Here is a 24,435-nt window from a genome sequence, read left to right as displayed (position 1 = left end):
CTACACGCCCAGCCCCACCGTCATATGCATCATGTAAAAGGCGAACCGCATGACGAAAATGCCGGCGAGCGCGAGCGCGCTCGCCGCTGCGGCGCGGCCGACCGTCAAACGAAGCGCGCCCCCGCTGCGGCGCGCGTACAGAACCCGGGCGTCGACGCCGATGCCGGCGAGCGCGAGCACTCCGAACACGGCGATCATCAAACCGTAGTACGGCACGAGATCGGACGCCGACAGAAGCGAGTTCTCGATACGGGGCAATCCGGCGCTCTGCAAGCCGAACGACACGAGGTTCGCCGCCAACGCCGCGATGGACACCGCCACGAGCGCACGTCCGAGGCGATCCTCCACCGGCCGGTAGCGCGCCACCCGCAGCCCCACCACCGCAAGCAGGGGCCCGCCCACCAGCGCGTTGAGCCACAGGTTCAACGGCACGTACACCGTGTACCACGAAACGATGGTCTCGGCGGAGTACGCGAAGGCCACGGACGTGACGAACACGACGCCCGCCACCATGGCCAGCGCCATCCACGCGCGCTGCAAACCTGTGCGCGGCCGTTGCGAAAACGAATAGAGCCAGTACACGCCCGCCAGAGCCAGGAACACCACGGCGCAGAACACTTCGGTGGACAGCGGGCTGCGGCCCACGCCCAAGAACACGTACAGGGCGTTGGCCGGGTTGCCCAGATGGGTGGCCGAAGCCACCAGCCCCACCATGGACGTGACCAGCGGGATGCTGAGGAACTGGTCGATGCGCCGCCGGGTTTCGACGGGCAGGTCGCCCCGCAGAAGAGGCAGGCCCATGAGGATGAACGCGACGACACCCGACGGCGCGAGCGTCGTGAACAGGACGAGCGTGATCTCGCCGAGCGCGGTGTCCATCCCCGACAGCACCGGCGGCCTAGCGGTAGAACCTCGGGTAGGTCACGTCGAGCGCAAGATCCGCCTGAATGCCTTCCAAGCTTGCCTGGGCCAAGCGCGCCAGCCCCTCGTAGAACGGATGCTCCGCGGCCTGCGCCAGCTGCTCCAGGAAATGCGACGACCAGGTGAGCAGGTGCAAGCTCAGATAGTCGTCCAACGCCTCGGGCCGGTTGCGGGCTATCCACGCCATGAGCACGAGCATGAGCCCTAGGTGATCCTCGGGCGTCTTGTCGTCCACAAGCCGTTCGATGCCCTGTTCTCGCATCCAGGCGCGCAGCGCGAGCGTGGTCTGGCCGAACACGACGCACTCGCGGTCGGTGTACACCGATCCCCACGGCGGCGCCGGCTTCGGCGCGGGCCCGATGAACAGGCGGCGATACTCCCACACCAAATCGTCGTCCTCGGCGCCCTTCGCCAAGCCTTCTTTCATAAGCCCCAGGTCGCGCAGCGCCTCCGCATCGTCCACGAACGGCCATTCGGCAGCGGCGGCTTCCACGTCGAGCCCGGCAAGCGCCTGAAACGCCGCGCCCGCGTCGCCCGTTTTCGGATCGTTGAGGAAAAGCGGCCCCAGCGTCTCGCCCACGAAGGCGATCCCCTCAAGCACCGCCTGGCTATCGTTTTGCATGTTCTCATCAGTCACGAGATGCTCCCTCTCCCTTTCGCACACTTCAAACAAAAGCAGGGTACGTTGCCATTGTAACGTACCCTGCTGCTTCGCAGTCGATCTGTCAGGAGCTCGAAGCTAGAAGCTCAAACCCACCGACAGCTGCACGGCGTAGAACACGAGGCGCGCAACGAAGATGCCGATGATGGCCATGACCGAGCCGAAGCACGCCATCCCCACCGGGCTTCTGCCCATGAGCGCCGCCACGTTGCCCGCAGCTGCCAGCACGAAGCAGGCCACGGCCACGGCGAGGTAGATCGTGACGTCCGCCACGAGGTCGGCACCGGACACCAGCGCGTTCTCCATGGCGCCCACGCCCATCACCTGCACGCAGAAGCCCACAGCGGCCAGCAGGGCGCCCACCACGACCACCACGAGGGCGGACATCTTGAAGGAGCCCTTGAGCGCGTCGGACAGCGATCCGGCCAGACCCAGCACCAGCGTGCCGAGCGGCATGCCGCCCACCAGAGCGAAGCCCAGCATCTGCACGACGGTGAGCGGCGAGTTCCACGAAGCGATGGTCTCCATCATGTACGCCATGCCGGTGAAGCAGGCGAACACCACGGCCGCCAGCGCCACGACGACGATGAAGCCCTTGCGCGCGCCGCCGTTCAACTTGCCGGTCAGCGCAACGATGACGTACACCAGGGCCAGCACCACGAAGATCGAGCCCACGAGGATCTCGTTCGACAGCGGCGAGGAGCCGATGCCGGCGAACACGCCCACGGCGTGCATCGGAGCGGCAAGGTGGAAGAACGAGGCCGCGAAGCCCACCAACACCACGACGAGCGGGATGATGGTCATGCGGTCGATCTTCTTCACCTGCTCGTCGGTGAACTTCGTAGTGAGGAAGGCCAGGGCGAGCGCGATGAACGCGCCGGCGCCCATCGGGGCCAGGGTCGTGAACAGCGCCAGAGGCAGTTCGGCGAATGCGGCCTCCATGCTACATCACCTCCAGGGGGTTCGCGACCTTGCCATCCTTGCTTCCCGCAGGCTTTGCGTCTTTGGAAGGCTTGATGTAAAGGTTCGGGTTCGTATAGGTGGATTCGGGCAAAGGCGCGATGTTGCCGCGCTCGCCCATCTTGGACATCTCCTCGACCGGGCCGAAGTCGAGCGCACGGGCGGGGCAGGCGCGCACGCAAATGGGCTGCTCGCCTTGGGCCACACGCTCAGCGCAACCGTCGCACTTCACCGAATGGCCCTTCTCGCGATCGACTTTCGGTGCGTTGTACGGGCAGGCCATGTGGCAGTATCCGCAACCAACGCACTTGTCGGCATCGACGGATACGAGTCCCGTGTCGGAATCCTTGTGCATGGCACCGGTCGGACATACCTTGGCACAGGCCGGATCGTCGCAATGGTTGCACGACATGGATACATAATAGGCAAAGCACGTGGTGCTGACATAGCCGTTCTCGTCCTTGGACGTCTCACCGCCCGTGCATTCGTACACCTTGCGATACTGCACGTCCGTATCAAGATCGTAATAATCTTTGCAGGCGAACTCGCAGGTCTTGCATCCGGTGCAGCGAGATCCATCGAAATGGAATGCATATTGCGTCATTTTCTGGTCCCCCTCCCCTAGCCGATCTTCTCAACTCGGCAGATGTTCGTGTGCTGCGGATTGCCCTTCGTCAGAGGCGAGGGACGGTGGGTGGTCAGCGTGTTGATGCAACCGCCCTTGTCAACCTTGTCCCCGTACATGTCGGCGTCATGCCAAGCTCCTTGCGGGATAGCCACCGTGCCGGGAATAATGCGCGGCGTGACCTTGGCCAGCATATGCGTCTCACCGTATTCGTTCTTAACAGCCACTTTGTCGCCTGCTTCGATACCGGCCTTGGCGGCATCGGAGGGATTGATCCACACCTCTTGCGGGTTCGCCGCCTTCAGGATTTCGATATTGCCCCAAGAGGAGTGCTGGCGTCCGCGATAGTGGAATCCGGTCAATTGCAGCGGATACTCGTCGGTCGTCGTCTCAACGCCGTACCATTCGGGAATATAGATCGGCAGGCCGTGGAATTTCTCATCTTCCTCAAGGTCCCACGTTTCGGCAAGCTTCTCGACCGTCTCCGAGAATATCTCGATCTTCCCAGACGGCGTCTTCAGCGGGTTGGCTACCGGGTCGGCGATAAACGACTGGTAGGCGATCGTCTTGCCCTTCGGGTTCTCCTTCTTGTACACGCCCATGTCCATGAACTCGTCATAGGTGGGAAGCGTCGGATCCTTGGCACGATCTTTCTCGTACAGCTCCTTGATCCATTCCTCCTGCGTTTTGCCCTCGGTAAACGTTTCCTCGCTGCCGCAAGCGCGCGAGATGAGCGTTGCGATCTCGTAAGGGTTCTTGCGCTCGAACTTCGGGGTCGTGCAGGGCTGGCCGGCGATCATGTAGCCGGTATCGCCACCCGTGCCGATCATGGACACCTGCTCGAAACGGAACGAGTCGGGCAACAGGATATCGGCGTACTTCGACGAGTCGCACAGCACCGTGTTGGTGCATACGATGAACTCGCACTTGCTCTCGTCGGCCAAGATCTCGTGCGTGCGGTTGATGTCACCGTGCTGGTTCGTCAGCGCGTTGCCCGCGGCGTAGAACATGAACTTGATGTCGCTCGTCACCGCGTCGCCCTGCTTGACGCCGGCGTTCTTCGCCGTGAACTTGCTACCATGGTCGATGGCGTCGGTGTAGAGGAAGCAGGGGAACTGCTGCTTGATCGGGTTGGTCAGGGCAGGGATGGAGGTCAGGTTGATGGAGTAGCTGCCGTGGGAGTAGCCGCTGTTGGTGCCAGGCTTGCCCATCTGGCCCACCAGGCAGGGCAGCGTCATGATGGACCAAGCGTTCCACTCGCCGTTGCTGCGCCGTTGCGAGCCGTAGCCTTGGTCGATGAACAGCGCCTCGGTCGTGCCGATCTCCTTCGCCAGCTCCTCGATCTTCTCGGGCGCGATGCCGGTGATCTTCGATGCCCACTCGGGGGTCTTTTCCACCTTGTCGTAGCCCTCGCCCATAACATAGGCGCGGTAGGACATGTTCTTGCCCTGGTACGCCTCGGGCATGGTCTCCTCGTCGTAGCCCACGCAGTACGTGTGCAGGAAGTCCAAGTCCACCATATCGTGCTCAATGAGGTAGTGGGCGATGCCGGCGACGAGCGCGGCATCCGTGCCCGGATTGATGGGAACCCATTCGTCGCAATGGCCGGCGACGGTGTCGGTCAGACGCGGGTCGATGTGGATGATCTTGGCCTTCGTGTTCTCGCGCATGCGCACGTAGTCGGTATGGCCGCAGCCGCCGCCCTGCGTGGTGACCACCGGGTTGTTGCCGAAGCCGATGTAGAGCGTCGAATCCTCAATGGCGTTGATGGTGGATCCGGCCGTCGTGCCGAACACATAGGCGCCCGTGTACATGAGCTGATGGCTGGAATAGTTTCCGTAGAACTGCAGCGAACCACCCATGGCGTTGAACATGCGCCAGTACGGGCGCGCCGTGGTCGAGCTGGTGCCGGAGCCCATGTGGATGTAGATGGCCTCGTTGCCGTACTTCTCGATGGTCTCTTGAATCTTCTCGCTGATGGTGGAAATAGCTTCATCCCAGCTGATCTGTTCGAACTTGCCCTCGCCGCGCTTGCCTACGCGCTTCATGGGGTAGTTCAGGCGGTCGGGATGGTTGATCCAGCGACGATACGAGCGCCCGCGCAGGCAGGCGCGCACCTGCATGTCGTCGATGGCGTTGTTGTCCGACGTGTCCGTTTCGACCCAAACGACTTCGTCGTCTTTCGTGTGGATGCGCAGCGCGCAACGCCCCGGGCAGTTGATGGCGCAGTGGCCCCAGGTGACCTTCTCCTCGGTGTCGGCATGCGCTTCGGGCACGCCGGCTCCGAAGAGCGAGTCCGCAGCGGCCACGCTGCCGCCGACGGCTGCCAGCGCACCGAGAGCACCGGTCGTTTTCACGAACGTTCGGCGGCTCAGACTCGGCATGATGTCTGACATGACACTCCCCCTTCTTTCGTCTTCTCGCACGCCCCGCGCCTCCCGCGCCGAGCGCCTCGCCACCCGCCCAGTTCGGCTTCAGCCGATGCGGCGATGGCTCGATAACGAGGTTCACCATAACGCTAACCGCGAAACGCTTGTCACATGAAATATGGTAACTTTGCGTATTCCCAGATCATAAGGGGGTAATCGCCAAGGCGAAAAGAGAGCGCTCCCATGGCCGCTCGTTTGTCACCCGCTCGTCCACGGACGAAGCTCATCTGCCCGCAGCCTCGAACAGGTTGCCGCGCGCCGTGCGGTTACCTGACCGCAGCGCTCGATGCGGGCGCCTTCCTCATAAAGGAGCTCATCATAGCCGGAGCCATGTTGAGCACCAAGTTGGGCTGCGTCAGATCGGGCGCGGGGAGCGGAGGAACGGCGGCCAAGCTCCCATGCGCGGCGCGCAGCTTGTCGATGTCGTCGAAAGCGAGCGCGTGCTCGGGACACGCGGACACGCATGCCGGCTCGGGATGGGTTCCGAGCGCGCCGGCGCAGGCATCGCAAACGTACGTGCATCGACGAACCGGATCGTGCTTCGGCGCACCGTAGGGACAGGCCGACGCGCACGCTCCGCACCCAACGCACTTCGAGGGGTCCGCGGTCACGACGCCCGTGCCGACGTTCTTGAACTTGGCGTGGGAAGGGCAGGCGTCCACGCACGGGGGCGCGCTGCAATGGTGGCAGCTGAGCGAGAGGTAATAGGTGAACAGCGTGGTGGAGCAGGTGCCGTCGGCGGCCTCCTCCCACACGCCCCCCTCGTAACGCGTGACGGTACGGCAAGCGGTGCTTCGCGTGGTGCCGCACTGTTGGCAACATGCGTCAACGCACGTTTCGCAGCCCGTGCACTTGAGCGCATCGAAGAAGAATCCGTACTGCACGCTTTCGTCCTTTCGCCAGCCTTGCATTATGGTATCGTCCTTCGCAACGACAACAAGGTAGGTCAGCTATATTCACGGTATTCTGTGGCCGCGTCGTTGCCTCGTCGTTGAGCCGCAACCGCAGTTCGCGCCCCCGAGAAGGCCGTAACCGTCGAGCGCGCGGCGAGGGGCGGCGGGGCGCCGGCACGCGTTCCGCACGGCAACGTAATCGTTCTCTGCCGTTCTCCCGCAGCGAAGGCAACTGGGTTATACTTCACGATTGCGCAGACCGCAGGCGACCAAGGACGATCCGTGAACATCGCGAGCCTCGTACATATACTGAAGCCGAACGTGACATCGCTCGGCTACGCGCTGTTCCTGGCCATCAATGCCGCCGGGGTGTGGGGAGGCGTGTTTCCGTTTCTGCCCATGGGGTTCCAAACGTCCGAGATCGTGTTCTGGTTCTTCCTCTCGCAGTCGCTCGTGTTCTCGCTCAGCTATTTCGCGAGCGCCCTCGGCGTGTACTTCTTTCCCGGCCCCACGAGGCGCTTTATGGTCACGCTGGCCAGCGCGCCGTACTTCCTGGGATGGTGCTGCCTGATTGCCGCCATCTACCTCGACGCGTTCTCGTTGCCGCTCGTCGTGGCAGGAGGCGGTTTGCTGGGTTTGGGGTCGGCCGGGTTCTTCATGCTGTGGCAACGCCTGTTCTCCAGCTTCGACGCCGACCGCGGCAGCCGAGACCTCATCGTGGGCACCGCCTACGCCGCCGTCATGTACTTCGCGTTGTACCTCATACCGCAGGCGGTGACGGCGTATTTGATACCGCTGGTGTTCCTTCCGTTGTTCGGCCTGGCCATCGTGTTGAAGAGCCGCGAGATCAACCGCGACCAGCCCATGTTCGAAGACGTGCCGCGCGATCATCCGCGCGTGTACCGCAGCGTCATCCGCGACTACTGGCGCAGCGCGTTCTGCGTTGGCGCCCTGGGATTCTGCACCGGCATCATGCGCTCGCTGGCCATCGGCGAACCTCAGGTGGGCGCATTGGTGAATATGATGTCCATGGCCGGCGCGCTGGTGGCGGCCGTCGTGGTGCTGGTGCTATGGCAGTACAAGAACCTGCGTTTGAACGTGGTGGGCGCCTACCGCGTGGTGTTCCCGTTCGTCATCACGTCGTTTTTGCTGCTGCCGTTCCTGCTGACTGAATACGCCCAATGGCTGGCGGCCGTTCTGTACGCCGTGTACAGCGTGGCCATCATGCTCATGATGATGCAGTGCGCGCAAGCCTCGCGCGACCGTGGCATCAACCCCGTGTTCATCTACGGGTTCTTCGGCGGCGTGGTGTACGCGCTGCACGACGTGGGCTTCATCGGCGGATCGTTCGCCGAGCAGATCATGATCACGGGCATCGAGCCGCTGGCCGTGGTGGCGCTGGTGGCCGTGTACCTGTTAGGGCTCATGTACTTCGTGGGGCAAGGCGGGTTCCGCAAGATATTCGGACGCGACAACGGCGCGGAGAGCATCGAGCTCGTGGCGCTGCGGCCCGCGGGGAAAAGCGGCAAAGCGAAGGCGCCGGCCCCTCCCAGCGCCGATGCGCCGGTCTCGGGCGAGAGCGCGCGCCCCGCACAGCAGCGCAGGAGCGCTCGACAGGGAAACGCAGGCGCTTCACAGGGGAAAAGCGCCGCGACGCAGCGCCAGCCCTGGCCGGACTCGCAAAGGCGCGGCGACGCGCCCGTGTACCAAGACCGCATATCGAAGCAGGCCGAGCTGCTGCGCCAGCACTATCGCCTGAGCGCGCGCGAAACCGAGGTCATGGAACTCATCGCCCGGGGCAACACCGTCGCCCGCATCGCCGAGGACCTCGTGGTGTCCGAGAACACCATCCGAACCCACTCGAAGCGCATCTACACGAAACTCGACATCCACAAAAAGCAGGAGCTGCTCGACCTCATGGACTCGTTCGATCCGAGCGAGCTGGAGGACTGAGCAGCTCCTTCGCCGCCAGCCGCTCGCAGGCGGCCATCGGCTGGCGCGGCTATATCTGCAGCGCGTAGAACAGCACGCGGGCCGCAACCAACGCGATAAGCACGGCCACGTTGCCCAGGGCGAGCAGCCCCACGGACGACGCGGTCGCGGCGCTCGTCTCGCCGGCGCTGGCTGCATCCCGGGTGCGCGCGGGGTCGTCGATCGGCGCATCGTCGATTCCGTTCCAGGGCATGGCGGAGGCTCCCGCGGTGCTGCCCAGAGGCGCGCTCGAACGCCCGCCGCCCAGCGATCCGCGCATGCATGCGAGCACGGCCACGAAGCCGACGATGGACACCACCAGGTACACCCACGCACCCGGCAGGAAATCGACGCCCGGAAGCACGGCCGCGGCCACCGACTGCGCGTTCATCATCAGCACCGTCACCGCGAAGATGGACACCACCGCGCCGACGAACGCCGAGATGAGCGCGATCGAGCCGAAGCGCGTTGCACGCGCCCTTGGCAGCGCCCGGGCAGCCGCGACGACGAACATGCCCAGCGGCACGCCGCCCACCACGCAGTAACCGGCGAATCCGAGCGGAACTACAGGAGAGGCCCACGTGGAAACGTCGGACAGGGAGTACGCCACCCCTATCGCCACGGAGAGCACCACGGCCAGCACGCCCAGGAAACCGACGTACACCTTGCGCACGCCGTCCGCCAGCTTGCCCACCATCGCCACCACCCAGTACACGAGCGCCGCCACGGCGAAAAGCACCGACATGACGACGACGAACCCCACAGCGCCCAAGCCGACGCCCTGGATGGCCAAGAGCGCGCTCTGCGGCGCGAAGGAGAACGCGATGGCCGCCACGAAGCTCACCGCCAAGATGGCGATCGGCAAAAGCGTCCACCGATCGATACGACCCAGCTCCTCGGCCGAAAACCGCGTCGTGGCGAACGCGATGGCCAACCCGATGAAAGCGCCCGACGACATGGGCGCGGCCGCCGTGAAGAACACGAGCGGCAGTTGCAGGTACGCGAGATCCATGGGACATCAACCTCCTTGAAGCGCGAGGGCTCCATCGAATGCCGGTTTTGATTCGCGGCTATCTTAGGCGCTTCCCGACCGTCGCCTGCGAGGTTGGTTCCGTGTTCGATAAAGCGTTGCCGCGCCGAAGCGAACCCGACGAGAGCGGAGGCCCTTACCCTATCAGCCCTCGTTTGCGGGCGTGCAGCACGGCGTCTTCGGCGGTGTGCGCGTCGAGCTTGCGGTAGGCGGCTGCCAGATGGCTTTTCACCGTGGGAACCGAAAGCTCGGTGCGCTCGGCTATCTCGGGGGCACGCAGGCCCTGGGCCAGCAGCTCCAGCACGAGCTTCTGCTGACGGGACAGCTTCACCGGCTTGTCGCTCGCACCGAGGTTCGCCGTCACGCCGCGGAAACGCCCGGCGCGCTCGTGCGCGGCCAGCAGCGCCTCCTGCACGAAAACGCGCTCGAGCGGGCCTTCGTAATCGGCGCGCACCATACGGGCGACCAGGCTTTTCAGCACCGGCTCCACCGCCGCGCCCTCGTCAGCCACCACGCGGTAGAACCCGTAGGGCGCAAGCTCCTCGAGCGCGGTTGCAAGTACGTCCACCGCCTCGCCCTTCCGGCCCGCCGCCCACAGAAGCGACGCCTTGAGCGCGCCCGCCTCGCCGCAGTCGAGCGGCCGGTTGAACGCGCGGCCGAACTCCAGCAGGTCGTCGAGCAACCGATCGGCATCGTCCGCCTGGCCGAGCGCGAGAAAGGCCCGCGCGGTGGTGAAATGCTGGAACGCACGCACAAGCTCGATGCGGTCCACCTCGGTGACGAAGTACTCGTCCAGCCAAGCGCGCGCCGCTTTCGCGTCGGCGTCGAACAACGCCAGCTTCGCCTCGTAGGCCTTCAGGTTCGGCAGGAAGTACGGCGCCTTCGCCTCCACGAACGTTCGGAACGCGGCAAGCTCGGCAGCGGCCTCGTCGTCGCGACCCTGCTGCCACAGCGCCGCATGGTGCATCACGGCGATGCAGATGCGCCCGTCGTCGCGGTTCTCGGGCACCACCGCCCTTTGCGCTTCTTCGATGCCGGCCAGCGCGGTTTCCATGTCGTCGCGCTCGTAGGCGAAGCACGCCGGGATGAGCGGGTAGATGTAGCCCCACTCCGCCCCCAGCAGCACCGAGAACGTGCGGCCGAGAAGGTCCATGCCGCCCTCCTCGAGCGCGATGCACGAGTAGTCCAGGTTGCTGCGATGGGGGTACGGCAGGTTGTGCGTAAACGACGTGAGGGTGGTGGCCAGGCCCTTCGGCGTGAAATGCTTGACGAAGCGGCTGAACTTCGAGAACTTGCGCGCCTTGTCCAGCACGCTCGTTCGATGGTCGATGCTGTAGGACAGAATGGACGACTCCACGAAGCGCGAGTCGAACAGCGCGATGCGCGGGAGGGCCCGGTACAGCTCATCCATGTGGTGCTCGAACATCTCGCAGCGGCCGGTGAGGTAGGCGTACCACAGCGCCAGGATGTGCAGCGGCGGGCACACCCGGTACGCGTCGTCGGGGATCTTCTCGATGTCGAGCGTGCGCAGGAAATCAGCGTAGTCGGCCACCGATCCGGGGTTGCTCTCGAACAGGAACAGCAACAGGTACGTGTCCATGCCGCTGAAATCGCCGCTTTCCAGCCAGAACCGCAGTGCCCGCATGTAGTCGCGCTTCTGGCGGAAATGCTCGGCCGCCCGCTTGCACAGCGCCACGCGGTCGACGTTCGAATCCTCGGTCTTTCGTATGAGGTAGTCGCGGAACAGGTGGTGGTAGCGGAACGTGTCGCCGTGCAACCGGGTGAGGAACGTGTTGGTGCGCGCGAGCCGGTCCATGACCTCGCCCGCGTCGTCCCGTCCGCTCAGCACCGCCGCAAGCTCGGAGTCGAACTCGCCGGCCACGCTCGTGGCCAAGCAGAACGCGCGCAAATCGTCGTCCCACGTGCTCCACACCCGCTCGTCGAAATAACTCTCGAACAAAAACCGGCTGCTGCCTGCGTTCACGTGACCCGATTTCGCCAGCGCCGTCACGCCGATGGCCCAACCGTCCGTGGCCGCGTACACGATCCGCGTCTCGTCGGGCGTGAGAGGCAGGCCCAGCGTGTCGAAGTACCAGCCTATCTCGTCCTCGGCGAACCGCAGATCCTCCACGTCCAGGACGGCAGGTCCTCCGGCCACCCCGACAGCGCGCCATTCCTCCGGCAACTCGACACGCGAGAGCAGCACCACCGTGAACGCGCCGGGCAAACGCTTGAGCACAGCCGGGAGCGATTTTATGATCTCGCGGTTCGAGATGAGATGGACGTCGTCGAACACCAGCACGTGCCGCTTGTCCGGCGGCAGCATCTCGGCCACGAGGCTGATGACGTGCTCGACCGGAGATGCAGAGAACACGGGATCCACCAGCACGCCACGCATGGCCTCGTTGTCTGGCTGAACCGAGTACAGGCCGGTGGCCAGCTGCCTGTAGAACACCGAGGGAACGTCGTCGTAGCGGTCGAGGCCGATCCATACGGTGGGCTGCTTCGCCTTGCGAACCCACAGCAGCGTCGACACCGTCTTTCCGCTGCCCGCCGGTGCGCCGATGTAGACGAACCGGCTTCGTGCTGCACGGTTGATAGCGTCCACCACGCGAAGCCGCGGAGCGCAGACGTCGGGCAGCGACGCCGGCGCGAACTTGTCGCTCAAGAGAAGTTCGGGCTGCACACCGGGATTCGACTCGCCTGCCCCGCCGTCCGCTGCATGGAACTTCTCCCCCATAGCACCAGCGCCCTTCCCTTTGCGAGCCATCGCCGTGGCGAAATTATATCGGCAAAACCTCATACTGGATGATATGGTTACCCAACCGTTCTTCGTATAGTGAGTAGGTAGGAGCACCCTCCGCCCCGTTCGCCATCGAAGGAGCAGCATCATGAAACGATCTTTTCATGCGTCGTCGCCCTCACCTGCGCACGCGCTTGACGGCAACCCTTGCAGCGCAGTCCAACACCTGTTGCGCACGGTGTTGGCCTTTGTGCTGGCGGCATCGCTCGGCCTCACGGGGAGCCTCGCAACCTCGGCGCGAGCCTGGGCCGACCAGGGGACACCAGGGCCCGAGGAGGCATCCGCCAACGCAAACGACGCATCGCAGGCGCAAAACTACTTCAGCGATCCGAGCGCTTACGACGACTTCCACCTTGACATCTCCAACACACCGTTGGACTTCAACGGCGATACGAGCCAGGAACCCACCGCGGGCTACACGAGCCTCGATCCGCAGAACCTCTACGTCAGCTACATGAACCGCGACGACTACGACCAGGGACAGTTCTCGGTCGCCGACAGCCTTGTCGACCTGGGGTTAACCGGCACGTCGCTGGACACTATGTTGAAAGACACCGTGGGCGGCACCAAGAAACTGGACGCCACCAATTGGAAGCATTACCAGTACCACGCCAACAACTCGTGCGCGGTTCCCAATCGCAGCGCAGACGAGAACCTCGTGGCCATAAGCAACATCTACGTGGGAACGTCTACGGGTTCGGGCGACGCCGACCGCAGAAGCCGCCAGGAAATTCAACTCTGGCGCTTCGAAAAAGACAGCTCGGAGCCGATGAGGGTCGGTCAAGAAAACCTCGACCTGGTGAGCGGTCAAAAAGACGATCTGGAGAGGCTGGAGGACATCGAGCAAGACGGGTCGCTCGGCCTGACCGCCTTGGCAGGCGGCGACTTCGAAGGAAAGGGGGCTGCGGAATTGGCGGTGTACGTGCCGGATGCCAGCAAACCCCGTATCGACTTCTACGCTTACACGAAAGACACAGGCTTCACGAAGAAAGGGTGGAGCATCGCGCTGTCCGACCTCGGCAGCCAGTTCGGCGGGACGTTCAAGAACTGGTACCTGCCCATCGTGAGTCTGAGCACCATCCCGCGAACCGACGGCACCGTCTCCTACGACGACCTCGCCGTCACCGTGAGCATGCCCTACACCAACTACAACGGAATGGACCGGTGCGACCAGTCAACCGTCATGTCCATCTACTCGACGCGCAGCGGCACCAACAACGGCACGTTCGAGGAGGCGTTCAGCTATTCCCCCAACTACGGCTCGCAGCGCATGCGCTTCGCCTCGACCACCGCAACCGACCTCAACGACAACGGAGTGCCCGAGCTCATCTTGGCCGGCAACCGCAACACCTACGACAAGAACGACAAGATGGGAAAAATGGACGCCAGCACGAACCTCGTCCAAATGATCATCTACGACGAAAAAAAGAGCAGCTACCAGCCTGTCTGGGACGATCCGAAAGAAGTTGATGCGCTCGACAACATGAACGTGACGTTCGAGATGTGCGAACCGGTGGCCATGGCCTCGGGGAAGTACGTGCGCGAACAGCACAACATCCTGTTCTTGGAAGGCTATCTGTTCGCGCTTTCCTCCACGGGAGAAAAGGCGGACGACACCGAGGCGGACCTTTTCGCAAACGGCAGCTTCAGCGCCCAGTTCCGTATGGATCTGAGCGGGTCGAACGCCTTCATCAAGAAAGCCACCAGCGGCAACTTCGCGAAGATGAACGTGGGGACCGAGCAGCTTATCGTGCAGAGCGGCACCACCTCGTCGGGGGGAGACAAAACCGTCTCCTACGACGTGCGCTGGGTGAACGAGATGAACGGCCAACTCTGGCAGTTCAACACCGACCTGAACTTCATGCACAACAAGAAAAGCCACGACAACGGCACGTTCCTCACTCTGTGCACCGTGGAGGCCAACACCAAAAACGCCGTCAAGTTCCAGCTGAAATCCAAGACGTACGGCTGGAGCGCGCCCGCGCCCGTCGCCGTGCTGGGGGGCGTGCCGTACTGGGGCGAGCTTGCCGGCGTCGACAACTATCGGATCGGATCCACGTCGTTCGGAATCAACACCTCCTCGTCAACGGGCACCGAAGGCAGCTGGAGCATCGGCGGCGGCTTCAACTTGTCGGCCGACCTGCTGCTGGGCACCGGTTTTCTGGGAAACGACATCAAAGTGGGAGGAGGGTTCGACTTCGAAGCCTTCGGTGATTACCTGGGAAGCTACTACACCTCGCACCAAGTGGTCAATTCCGTCAACTACACGGAGAATGCGGGACGCGACATCGTGGTGTGCTCCGCAACGCCGGTGGTGATATACGAGTACGAGGTATGGGTGCCCGAATTCCTCGTAACCCAGGAGTACCTCGACGCGTACAACGAGAACGCTCCCGCAGGCCGGCAGTGGCCGCAAAGCATGGTGGGCACCATGCACCAGGGAACCACAGTGCCCTGCAAGACGGTCAACATGTACGACCCCGCCCTGAGCATGCTCACCCTCGAGCAGTACAACCAGGTGGCGGGTTCTTACCATTCGAGCGATATCCCGACGCTCGACAAAAGCAAGATGTTCGGCGGCAGCCGCACCGTCGGTGATCCGACCACCTACCCCAACGCAACCGCCCAGATACCGAACGTTTCCGATACGTTCGACCTCGTGACCGGCGACGTCCAAAACGTCTCGCCCATGGGCGACGCCAACACCCAGGTGTCGGTGGAGATAAGCGACACGACGGAGAGCAAAAACGGGTTCGACCTCACCTTGGGCGGCGGCTTGTCGGTAGAGGTATCCGCCAGCGTGTCGTTCTTCGCAGCGGCGTCGGCCTCGGGCAAAGGAGGTTGGAAGATCCAAGCCAGCGGCGGCGCGAGCTGGGTGCAGTCGAACACCGATGGCACGGTGTTCGCAACCGACCTGCCGCAACTTCCCAACGACACCAGCACGTACCAAGGGTACTCCCACGCCGTGCAGATGGCGGTCTGGAGAACCGATGCGGTGAGCGCCAACCCGTACGTGATCGGTTATATGGTCACCGAAACCGGCATCGACGATGCGCCGAGAAGCCTGCCGCGCTACCCGATTGCCTACAGCACGTCGGACACCGAGATCGTGTGGGCATGGAGCAACAACACCACCCGTCCCGCCGAAGCTTACGGCATCGCCCTGCCCAAAACGGGCGGAACCGGGTGGGAGGTGCCCAGCAGCAACGTGTTGAGCGGCAGCTCGACCATGTTCGCCACGGGCGGTTTGTCGGCAGGCGATTCGCAGAGTATCCGCTTCCAAGCTTACCGAAACCCGGAGAAGAGCAACCCGAGCGCCCTCGGCCGGGAGCTTACGGGCTTCACCGCCAGCGCGCAGGCTCCCCTCATCAACAAGCAGCCTACCTGCGATCCCGTTCCCCTTGGCGGCACGGTCACCCTCAGCGTGGACGCCGAATCGCAGCGCCAGGAGGCGCTCGACTACCAATGGTATCGCCTCGACACGTCCGAAAGCCTCTATTACGACGAGTGGAAGCCGGTAAACGGAGCGACCGAATCAACGTTCACCATTTCCAGCGTGGCATCTGCCGACGACAACACGCTGTACTGCGTGGACGTGACCGATCAGACGCCGGTAGGCGGCCAGCTGCCTTCCACCCGCTCTATGCCGGCCACGATCAAAATCGACGACAGGGCCGCAGTCGCATCGTCGGATGCCGACGCGAACGCGACGACGCTCTCCGTGCCGAGCATCGGGTTCTCGTTCGCGAAGGACGACGGGACGGATGCGTCCCTCCATGGCGACGAGTTCTTCTTGATGGAAGGAACCGCAGGCAGGCTGGGCGTCCAGGTGACAGATCCCAACGGCAACTACTGCTCAGGCAAGGTGACTGCAACGGTATATTACAAGGCCCATCCCACAGACACGACCCTTACGATCGCGAAAGAGAACCTACCAGAAGGAGCTCTCGATGGCAGCGGTCGGTGCTCCTGGGAATTCGACCCCGCAGACAACCCTGACTGCTGGGGCGGCTCCGGACCAAACGTCTATCAAGTGGAGATAACGTTCAAACCCGTCAGCCAGCAAGACGCGGCCAAGTGGACGGAATCGAGCACCCGGCTCTTCATCAACTACGGCACTGTGGAGCTAAACCGCAAAGCGCACTACCTCTTGTTCGACACAGACGGCGCGATGCCCGGGCTGGACGAACCAGTCGCGGCATCCGGCAGCAATGCTTACCTGCTGGCAGTGACGAAGGACACGGTGCTGCCGGACATCACTCCGCAGATGGTGGGTGCCCAGTTCGACGGCTGGTACCTCGACGAAGAGTTCAGCACACCGCTGTCCTTCCCCTTCAACCCGCTGACACCGGGAGAAACGACGACGCTGCACGGCAAGTGGCAGCAGGACGAATACAGCATCGTCTACGACTTGGACGGAGGGGCGAACGACCCCGGCAATCCCGCCGTGCTGACCAACGACAGCTCGGCGATCGCGCTGAAGGATCCGGCGAAACCTGGTTACGCGTTCGAGGGCTGGCACGAGGTGGTCGACGGCACGATGACGCAGGGCGGGCCCATCGCCTGCATCCCCCGCGGCCTTACCCACGACCTCGAGCTGCGCGCGACGTGGTCGCTCGTCAACTACCGCATCTGCTACTCCGCCTTCGAGGGCGCCAACCCCAGCGACAACCCGCGTTCCTACACCGTGAACGACGAGGTGTCCATCCAAGCCCCCCTGTTCGAGGGGGCCGTGCCGGGCACGAACGCCTGGTACGCCGACTCCCTGTTCACCCAGAAGGCCGCGATCACCATCCCCGCAGGCAGCACTGGCGGCGTGGTGCTGTACGGTCGAGCGGACTTTCCGGACGCGCCGGCCCCCGGCCCTGGGCCCGCCCCCGGTCCGGGCTCCGACCCCACAACACCTGCCGGAGGCAACGGCGGCGGAGCCGCCCTGGCGTCCACGGGCGATGCGATGCTCCCCGGCAACGCCGCTCTGGCCACCCTGTTGCTGGCGGCTCTAACCGCCATCGGCTTCGCCGTGTACCGTCGGCGCTCGTAGCAGTCCTCCGCCAACCGCGAGGAGCGTGCCCACCGGCCCCGCTCCTCGCCGAAGCGCGACCAAACCTCAACGCTGCTGCAAGCCGCCCCTCCCCGCACCGGACGACCTTGTCGTTCCTAGCGCCGGCGAAGCAGGTGCGCGATCGCATGCTGGCGCTCCTTGGAACGATGCCGGCAAGCGCCTTTTCGAATCCTACGACAAAATCACGTCGCCTTCATCCAAGCTGCGAAGCAGCTCCGTTCGCAACGTGAGGTTGGCGACGGAAAACGACGGCTCCTTGTACTGCACCCTCTTGCCGAGACGCTTGCCTATATGGTTCGCGATCCTTTCCATTTCGACGCGGCTCGCAATCTGCAGCGTGGTCACCGAGATCACGTCGACGCCCAGCGCGTCCAAGGCGTTGCGGCGCGAGGAGTCGCTCGCCGCACTGCGGGATCCCAGGTGCTCCGAATCGCTGTCGTATTCGATGGCGAGTTTCGCTTCGGGCCAGTACAGGTCGCACCGGTAAAACTTCCGGGAAGCCATCTTCTGCGCATGCGCGCCCACGTCGATGCGATAATTGAGACAGGGCGGCGCGAACCCGTATCCGCCAAACCGGTACGGCAGGCACAGCAGCATGGCCAGAACGGTCTCCCGAGGCGAGGCCGAACCGTCGACGACAAACCGCAGCGCCCACAGCGCCTTTTTCCGCCCATGCGCCCCGGCGCTCTTCGCCACAAACGCTTCCAGCTTCGCGGCCGTGGTCAACGGCGCACAGGAACGCATCTCGCCCGTCGAGATATCGTACGTTCCGCAAAGCTCGAGCCCGTCCATGACCAGATCCACCGGGTTTTCCCGTTCGGCCATCTGAAGAAAGCATAGTTCCGGCGAGCTGACGCAGAATCCGTTCTCCGTGTCGAGCACCGATCCCTTCGGCAAAGAGCCCGACCAGACGTGGCTCGCCACCTCCTTGGACGTCCTGCGCACCGCCGCGTCCCCCACCAGTACATGCAAGGGCCGCGTCAACCACCAAGGACCAGGCTCCGCCAGGTCGTCGGCTTTCGGCGGAACCGCGAGCAGCTTCCGCGCATGCGGCACCTGGCGAAAGTGACGCGACCCCACGCGCACCGACCGCCAGTACTCCAACGCAGATTCATGACTGAGCACCGGTTCCATATCTGCCCCTCTCGAAAGTTGCGCATTCCCCATTGCGTATCGACGCAACGCGCACATGCCCATGCGGCCGATGCTCCCCCTGCGCTCCGCGCGGGGAGCTCGCGGAGCGCAGAAATCAACATCCACGCGCTCGTTCCTCGCATAACGTCCAAGATAGCGCGCATCCCGGCAAAAAATCATACAATGGCGCGTTTATGCTAAAAAATTACGTTTGTGCATGATCTTTTATGAGGATAGTTAAAAGTGCGGTTTCTTCATCTGGTGTTTTATTTAATGATATTTTCACTAATATATTATATAGACAGATTATTCGTTCACAAACGTGATTTTTTAGCAGAAAAGCTTAGATTTCCGAGATTTTGCCAAGAAAGAAGGCGCAGAGGAAGGGAATGAAAGGAGCCCGGCGGCATCCGAACCGCCAACAACGTCGAAAGGGAACGCCGACAGCGTCCGAACCGCCCGCAACGTCAAGAAGGGACCCCGCCGAAGCGAAGTCCCCTCATAGTGTCCTGTAAAACCGGTTCCCTGCTATGCAGGAACCGCGAGCCTCGCGGAAGGCCACCGGCGCCACGCCGGCCCTTCCGCATACCGGCAGAAGGGTGACGCACTACGAAAGACCCGCCACGGAAAGAACGGTGCCTCGCGAAAAACACCACCTCGAGGCGGCACCCCGCAGGATGCCGCCTCGTCGTAGAAGCGGGTTGTCGCAGCCGCTCCCTACATCATGGGCACCGTGATGGTCACGGGCAGCGCGGCCACGACCACCAGGAAGCGCAGCAGGAAGCCGCCCACCAGCACGCCGGCGTCCGACCCGAAGCTGATCCAGTGGGCCTTGCGGCTCTCCTCGAACTCCTTCGGGCTGAAGAACAGCAGCCACGTCTCAAGCGCCGTGGGCAGCACCAGGCCGATGAGCACCAGGCCGATCCAGAACAGCGGTGCGTACTGGCCCACCAGCAGGCTCATGACCGAGTTCCAACCCGCCACGGAGTTGAAGCTGGTGATGAACATGAGCGAAGCCACCAGCACGAGCTCGATGATGGGCAGGCAGAAGTGGAACTTCTTCAGCACGCCCACGCGGTTGAACTCGTCCGCATGGCGGATGACGGCCACGAGCAGCACGCTCGCCGCGCCGGCCGACACGGCCGACACCAAAAACAAGATGGGCAGCAGCGCGTTGTTCCACAGGGGGAACGTCTTGCACACGCCCAGCAGCGCGCCGGTGTACACGGCCACGCACACCGAGAACACCACGCCCACGATGTCAAGCCACACCGGCACGGACTTCTTCAGGAAGTCCAAGACGACCACGACGATGGCCACGATGGTGAAGCCGCCCAGGAACACGACGCCCCACGTCATGACGGAGCCGAAGTTCGTGAGCAAGAGCGCGAAACGCAGCGGGTTGTGCAGGCCGCCCTCGGCGTCGAACATGAGCAGGCACAAGCCGATGATGACCACGATGGGCGCGATGAGGTGCCCCACCTTGTGCATGTTCACGGCCTCGGGATGGCGCCAGCCCAAGAAAGCGGACGTGATGAACGCGCCGCCGCCCAAGCCGGCGAGGAACAGGTACCATGCGATGATGGCGCCCCAGATAGGTTCGAATGACATCGCTCATCACCTCACGTAGAATACTTTGGATTTGGTCAGGTCGCCCGCGATGGGCTGGGCGTTCGTCTCGGCGATGGCCTTCGAGATGTCGCTCTCAGGGTCGTCGAGGTCGCCGAAGATGCGGGCGTTGGTCAGGCACGCTTCCACGCACGAGCACATCTTCGTGCCGCTCGTCTCGGCCGACACCGTGCAGAAGCGGCACTTGTCCACCGTACCCGTCTTCTCGTTGTGCACGCGCACCTGGTAGGGGCAGGCGGCCATGCAGTACTTGCAGCCGATGCAGCGCCCCTCGTCCACGCCCACGATGCCGTCGGCACCGATGTAGGCCGCGCCCGTGGGGCACACGGCCACGCAGGGGGCGTCCTCGCAGTGCATGCACTGCAGCGGCACCGTCTCGATGGACACGTTCGGGTACGTGCCCGTCTCGTGCTCCTCGTAGCGGATGAAGTCCTGCGTGGGAAGCAGGTCGTTCTGGCGCTGGCAGGCCACGCGGCATGCGTAGCAGCCGATGCATTTCTTGGTGTTGATGAGCATTCCGTAGCGAGCCATTACGCACCTACCTTCTTAACGGTGACTACCGCTTCCTGCGTCATGGCGCCTCCGTAGGCCGGTTCCAAGTGGAACGGCACGAAGTCCATCTGGCGCAGGCCCACGTCGAACGCGGTGTGCTGGTCGGGCGACGAGCAGCCGTAGTGGCTCGGCATGTACAGCGCTGTGGGGTTCATGCGCTGCGTCACCTTCGCGCGCACGCGGCCGGTGTGCTGGGTGTTCGACACCTCCACCTCGTCGCCGTCCTCGATCCCCAAGCGCTTCGCCACGTCGGCGTTGAGCCACACGCGGGTGAGGTCGTAGTCCTTCGTGATCTGCATGAGGTCTTCGATGTTCGCGGTCTGCGTGTGGCTGTGGATGGCCTGCTTGCCGCCCACGAGGCGCAGTTCGTCGCCCATGGGCATGGTGGCCGGCTCGACCCACACCGGGTAGGGCGAGAGCCCCGCCTTCTCGCACGCCTCGCTCGTGAACTGCACTTTCTCGGTGGGCGTCTTGAACTTCGGCGCCGTGCCGTAGGCGAACTCCTTTTCGGGGAAGTGCGCCGTGCCCGTTTGCTTGAGCGTGTCGAGCGACAAGCCGACGGTCTGCAGCTGCGCGTCGGCCAGCTCGTCCACGCCGAAGCGGAAGTACTCGCCCACGCCGCACGCCTCCGCCAGCTCGGCGAATATCTCGTCGACCGGCTTCGTGTTGGGATGGATCTTCTCGAGCACCTGGTCGCGCAGCGCCACGGCCGGCACCTTGCCGCCGATGAACTCGGGCAGCTCCAGGCGCTCCAGGTAGCTCGTGTCGGGCAGCACGTAATCGGCGAGCATGGCCGTCTCGGACATCTGCACGTCCACGACCACGCACAGGTCCAGGTTGGACAGCGCGTCGGCCAGATACGCCGTGTTGGAGTAGCCGGCGGCCATGTTCGAGTTGTAGAAGAACATGCCCTTGACGTTGCCCTCCTTGGCCTGCTCGGCCGCGAACAGGTTCGTGCCCATGCTGGACAGCGCCAGCGGGTACTCGGCCGAGCCCAGCAGCTTGTCCTCGGGCTTCTTCGGGTCGGCGAAGCGCTCGTCGGCCAGCTTGCCCGCCGACACGCTCGGCGTGAACAGGGCGCCGCCCTTCTGGTTCCAGCAGCCCAGCAGCGTGTTGAACAGGCAGATGGCGCGCGCCGTCTCGCCCGAGTTAGCGTACGAGCAGCCGAACGCGCCGCGCCAGCTGGGCTCGATGGAGGCTGCAGGGGCGGCCTCGGCGAACTCCACGGCCAGACGGCTGATGGTGGTGGCGGGAATGCCCGTGACCTTCTCGGCCCATTCGGGCGGATATTCCGCCAGCGCACGGGCCCACTCGTCGAAGCCCACGGTGTTTGCGGCCACGAACTCCTTGTCGTACAGGCCGCGAGCCACCAGCACGTTGCTCATGGCCAGCACGAGCGCCAGGTCGGTGCCGGGGTTGATGGGCACCCACTCGTCGGCGAACACGCGGCTGTTGCTGCAGCGCGGGTCCACCAGCACGATGTGCGAGCCCTTCTCATGCGCCTTCTGCAGGGCGGCCACGGAGCTGGGGCGGATGGCGTCGGCGTAGCTGCGCCCGATGAACATGGTCATCTTCGCGTTCGCCACGTCGGACGAGTAGCTGCCCGTGCCGATGGCCTGCGTCATGCCGCTTTCCTTGGACAGGTTGCAGGCGGCGCCGTGCGTGTACACGTTCGCCGAGCCCAGCGCGTTCATGAAGCGCTTCGTGTAGTACTTGCCGCTGGGGCGCGGGTCCTGCACCATGGCGAGCGCCTGCGGGCCCTTGTCGTCGATGATGGCCTTCACCTTGTCGGCGATCTCGCTGTAGGCCTGATCCCACGAGATGGCTTCGAACTTGCCTTGGTCGTTCTTCTTCAGCGGGTCGGTCAGGCGATCCTCGGAATAGGCGATCTGCGAGTAGCCGAAGCCGCGCGCGCAAATCTTGCCCTTGGCGTAGGGGTGGTCGGCGTCGCCGATGAGCTTCGTCAAGCGGCCGTTTACCACATAGGCCGTGAAGCCGCACTTGCTCGAGCAGGCGTTGCACAGCGTGTGGACGGTCTTCGTCTCGCCGCCTCCCGATGCGTCATCAGCATGCGCCTGTTCCCAAGCGTCGAAGCTCATAAAGCCGGCCGCCGCCGTGAGCGCAACCGCCCCAGCGCTGCCAGCCAGGAAGCTTCGCCTGGTTATAGCGTTTTCTGACATAGCTGTTTCCTCTCTATATGCATGCACGTGATATCTCTCGTTGTCGGCGCTCATGCGATTGCCGCATCGGCCATGGTCAGCTGCGCGCGGATGGTGACGATCACGTCCACGAGTCCGATGTAGAAGCGGGCGTCGTCGTCGAGCGTCAGCAGCCGCATGCGGTACGCGGTGAGCCAGGCGAAGCGTTCCGTCAGGAACTGCCGGGCCTCCTCCCGCATGCCGGAGCGCAGCATCACGGCCACCAGGTCGAGCTCGAGCGCCAGATGGTCGGGGCACGCCGCGAACGCGGGCGGCACCTCCATACCGAATCGCTCCACGAGCTCGCGCATGTAGTGCGCCGAATCCCCCAGATACAATCCCTGCTGCTGCGAAAACGGCGCGGGCGCGGCCCCGGTGGACCACGTGCGGTAGAGCGACTCCACCGGCATGGCGGACTCGGGGAGGCCTCCTGCGAAGTGGCGGGCGGCGAAAGCCTGCTTCTCGGCGTACGTCGGCGGCGTGAACAAGGCGTTCACCTCGCCCGACGAGAGGAACTCCTGCAGCGGGCAGCGCCTGCGCGCCCGTGCGAGCGGAGCTTCCAGCGCGCCCAGCTCGTCGGCCTGCATGACGCGGCGGGCCCCGTCGAGGAAGTCCGACCACAGCGGGCCCTTCGACAGCTGGCTCCATGCGGCCTCGTCGACCGGGCCGAAGCACTGCGCGAGCACCGAGAACACGGCCTCGTCTTCCATCATCGCTCTCCCTCCTTCCCGTTTCTTATCGCTCCGGCGCGGCAAGCGCCGGGCGTCGGGATCGTATCCGGAACTATCACGCCTGCACGAGGGTCGTCGTCCTCACGACGCCCTGGTCGATGACTTTCTGCGCGATGTCTTCCCAGTCGATGAACTTGATGGCGCCGTTCGGGCACTGCTCGGCGCAGCGGCCGCACGAGATGCACTTCGTGGACACGCCGGTCTCGCTGTCGACGCGCGGCATGTTCCACGGGCACGCCTGGCTGCACATGCCGCAGCCGATGCAGCGCTCGGCGTCCACCTTGCGCGCGCCGGACTTCTCGTCGGCGTAGATGGCGTGGACCGGGCAGTAGTTCATGCACGCGGGATCCTCGCACTGCTTGCAGTGCTCGACGGTGAACTCGCAGTTGTCGTAGACGCCGTCCAAGGTGTCGGCGCCCGACCCGAAGTTGTAGTTCGGCCACACGCGCACGCGGGCGATATGCTGGCTCACGCGACCGTCGTTCTTCAGCGTGCACATCATCTCGCAGCGCTGGCAGCCCGAGCAGCGGGCGCGGTCGGTCACGATCATCTTCGTGGGCGTGGTGCGGATCTCGATGCGCCCCGAGGCGATGGACTTCGACGTCACGCCCCACGACGCCAGCACGCCGCCGACCACGAGGCCGGCGACGCCGCAGCCCGCCATGGCCAGCACGCTGCGTCGCGTGAACGTTTTGCTCTTGTGCTCCCCCTCGCCCGCAACGCCTTCGGCGCCTGCGGTTCCGGTCGTCGCAGGCGCGCTCTCCCGAACGTCCTGGTTCTCGGAGGTGTTCTGGTGCAGATTGGAATCTGACATAGCCTGGTGCTCCCTCCCTCAC

16 protein-coding genes are annotated in these 24,435 nt (G+C 64.0%); 2 read left to right on the top strand and 14 right to left on the bottom strand.

What is annotated here, in order from left to right:
- From C1878_RS01775 to C1878_RS01750, 6 genes are all read right to left on the bottom strand, one after another.
- On the bottom strand, window positions 1-879 hold the full coding sequence (locus tag C1878_RS01775; protein WP_241963567.1) for a DmsC/YnfH family molybdoenzyme membrane anchor subunit: 879 nt from the start codon (window positions 877-879) through the stop codon (window positions 1-3).
- 19 nt (window positions 880-898) lie between these two features.
- Window positions 899-1,543, bottom strand: coding sequence for a Tat proofreading chaperone DmsD (dmsD, locus tag C1878_RS01770; RefSeq protein ID WP_114599981.1), 645 nt, complete (start codon window positions 1,541-1,543; stop codon window positions 899-901).
- Window positions 1,544-1,660: 117 nt separating this feature from the next.
- Window positions 1,661-2,524, bottom strand: a complete 864-nt coding sequence (locus C1878_RS01765) for a DmsC/YnfH family molybdoenzyme membrane anchor subunit (RefSeq protein WP_114599980.1) — start codon at window positions 2,522-2,524, stop codon at window positions 1,661-1,663.
- A 1-nt stretch (window position 2,525) separates the two neighbouring features.
- Complete coding sequence (locus tag C1878_RS01760; RefSeq protein WP_114599979.1) at window positions 2,526-3,146, bottom strand: DMSO/selenate family reductase complex B subunit; 621 nt, start codon at window positions 3,144-3,146, stop codon at window positions 2,526-2,528.
- Window positions 3,147-3,163: 17 nt separating this feature from the next.
- Complete coding sequence (locus C1878_RS01755; RefSeq protein WP_114599978.1) at window positions 3,164-5,563, bottom strand: DMSO/selenate family reductase complex A subunit; 2,400 nt, start codon at window positions 5,561-5,563, stop codon at window positions 3,164-3,166.
- Between the two features lie 299 nt (window positions 5,564-5,862).
- Complete coding sequence (locus tag C1878_RS01750; protein WP_158539655.1) at window positions 5,863-6,480, bottom strand: 4Fe-4S dicluster domain-containing protein; 618 nt, start codon at window positions 6,478-6,480, stop codon at window positions 5,863-5,865.
- A 291-nt stretch (window positions 6,481-6,771) separates the two neighbouring features.
- Between C1878_RS01750 and C1878_RS01745 the strand changes: the two genes are divergently transcribed.
- Window positions 6,772-8,442 carry a helix-turn-helix transcriptional regulator gene (locus tag C1878_RS01745; protein WP_114599976.1) on the top strand — a complete coding sequence of 557 codons (1,671 nt, stop codon included), beginning with the start codon at window positions 6,772-6,774 and terminating at the stop codon, window positions 8,440-8,442.
- Window positions 8,443-8,491: 49 nt separating this feature from the next.
- Here C1878_RS01745 and C1878_RS01740 read toward each other — a convergent pair whose 3' ends face one another.
- On the bottom strand, window positions 8,492-9,472 hold the full coding sequence (locus C1878_RS01740) for a DmsC/YnfH family molybdoenzyme membrane anchor subunit (protein ID WP_114599975.1): 981 nt from the start codon (window positions 9,470-9,472) through the stop codon (window positions 8,492-8,494).
- 154 nt (window positions 9,473-9,626) lie between these two features.
- Window positions 9,627-12,230 (bottom strand): LuxR C-terminal-related transcriptional regulator, encoded by a 2,604-nt coding sequence (locus C1878_RS01735; protein ID WP_114599974.1) that lies wholly within the window; start codon window positions 12,228-12,230, stop codon window positions 9,627-9,629.
- A gap of 151 nt (window positions 12,231-12,381) precedes the next feature.
- On the opposite strand from C1878_RS01735, the gene C1878_RS01730 reads away from it, so the two are divergent.
- Window positions 12,382-17,334 (top strand): InlB B-repeat-containing protein, encoded by a 4,953-nt coding sequence (locus tag C1878_RS01730; protein WP_114599973.1) that lies wholly within the window; start codon window positions 12,382-12,384, stop codon window positions 17,332-17,334.
- 192 nt (window positions 17,335-17,526) lie between these two features.
- Here the strand turns inward: C1878_RS01730 and C1878_RS01725 are convergent, their stop codons facing one another.
- The 6 genes from C1878_RS01725 to C1878_RS01700 form a co-directional block, all read right to left on the bottom strand.
- The gene (locus C1878_RS01725) at window positions 17,527-18,489 is read right to left on the bottom strand and encodes a hypothetical protein (RefSeq protein WP_241963565.1); all 963 of its coding nucleotides are present in this window, start codon (window positions 18,487-18,489) and stop codon (window positions 17,527-17,529) included.
- Window positions 18,490-19,206: 717 nt separating this feature from the next.
- Complete coding sequence (gene nrfD, locus C1878_RS01720) at window positions 19,207-20,100, bottom strand: NrfD/PsrC family molybdoenzyme membrane anchor subunit (protein WP_114599972.1); 894 nt, start codon at window positions 20,098-20,100, stop codon at window positions 19,207-19,209.
- A gap of 6 nt (window positions 20,101-20,106) precedes the next feature.
- Window positions 20,107-20,649 (bottom strand): 4Fe-4S dicluster domain-containing protein, encoded by a 543-nt coding sequence (locus C1878_RS01715; protein ID WP_114599971.1) that lies wholly within the window; start codon window positions 20,647-20,649, stop codon window positions 20,107-20,109.
- Entirely contained in the window at window positions 20,649-22,850 is a 2,202-nt protein-coding gene (locus C1878_RS01710; protein WP_114599970.1) for a molybdopterin-dependent oxidoreductase, read from the bottom strand. Before C1878_RS01710 ends, C1878_RS01715 begins: the two co-directional genes overlap by 1 nt.
- A 50-nt stretch (window positions 22,851-22,900) precedes the next feature.
- The gene (locus tag C1878_RS01705) at window positions 22,901-23,581 is read right to left on the bottom strand and encodes a molecular chaperone TorD family protein (protein ID WP_241963564.1); all 681 of its coding nucleotides are present in this window, start codon (window positions 23,579-23,581) and stop codon (window positions 22,901-22,903) included.
- Between the two features lie 73 nt (window positions 23,582-23,654).
- Window positions 23,655-24,413, bottom strand: a complete 759-nt coding sequence (locus C1878_RS01700; RefSeq protein ID WP_114599969.1) for a ferredoxin-like protein — start codon at window positions 24,411-24,413, stop codon at window positions 23,655-23,657.
- Between the last annotated feature and the right edge of the window lie 22 nt (window positions 24,414-24,435).

It is taken from the genome of Gordonibacter sp. 28C, assembly GCF_003339845.1.
GTDB lineage: Bacteria > Actinomycetota > Coriobacteriia > Coriobacteriales > Eggerthellaceae > Gordonibacter.
This window is presented reverse-complemented; position numbering and strand designations above follow the sequence as displayed.

Bases quoted from the DNA above. Each gene is read 5' to 3' on its own strand.
- C1878_RS01725 (WP_241963565.1), bottom strand. From the start codon at position 18,489: ATGGAACCGGTGCTCAGTCATGAATCTGCGTTGGAGTACTGGCGGTCG.
- C1878_RS01735 (WP_114599974.1), bottom strand. From the start codon at position 12,230: ATGGGGGAGAAGTTCCATGCAGCGGACGGCGGGGCAGGCGAGTCGAAT.
- C1878_RS01715 (WP_114599971.1), bottom strand. From the start codon at position 20,649: ATGGCTCGCTACGGAATGCTCATCAACACCAAGAAATGCATCGGCTGC.
- C1878_RS01775 (WP_241963567.1), bottom strand. From the start codon at position 879: ATGGACACCGCGCTCGGCGAGATCACGCTCGTCCTGTTCACGACGCTC.
- dmsD (WP_114599981.1), bottom strand. From the start codon at position 1,543: ATGCAAAACGATAGCCAGGCGGTGCTTGAGGGGATCGCCTTCGTGGGC.
- C1878_RS01760 (WP_114599979.1), bottom strand. From the start codon at position 3,146: ATGACGCAATATGCATTCCATTTCGATGGATCTCGCTGCACCGGATGC.
- C1878_RS01740 (WP_114599975.1), bottom strand. From the start codon at position 9,472: ATGGATCTCGCGTACCTGCAACTGCCGCTCGTGTTCTTCACGGCGGCC.
- C1878_RS01705 (WP_241963564.1), bottom strand. From the start codon at position 23,581: ATGATGGAAGACGAGGCCGTGTTCTCGGTGCTCGCGCAGTGCTTCGGC.
- C1878_RS01755 (WP_114599978.1), bottom strand. From the start codon at position 5,563: ATGTCAGACATCATGCCGAGTCTGAGCCGCCGAACGTTCGTGAAAACG.
- nrfD (WP_114599972.1), bottom strand. From the start codon at position 20,100: ATGTCATTCGAACCTATCTGGGGCGCCATCATCGCATGGTACCTGTTC.
- C1878_RS01765 (WP_114599980.1), bottom strand. From the start codon at position 2,524: ATGGAGGCCGCATTCGCCGAACTGCCTCTGGCGCTGTTCACGACCCTG.
- C1878_RS01700 (WP_114599969.1), bottom strand. From the start codon at position 24,413: ATGTCAGATTCCAATCTGCACCAGAACACCTCCGAGAACCAGGACGTT.
- C1878_RS01710 (WP_114599970.1), bottom strand. From the start codon at position 22,850: ATGTCAGAAAACGCTATAACCAGGCGAAGCTTCCTGGCTGGCAGCGCT.
- C1878_RS01730 (WP_114599973.1), top strand. From the start codon at position 12,382: ATGAAACGATCTTTTCATGCGTCGTCGCCCTCACCTGCGCACGCGCTT.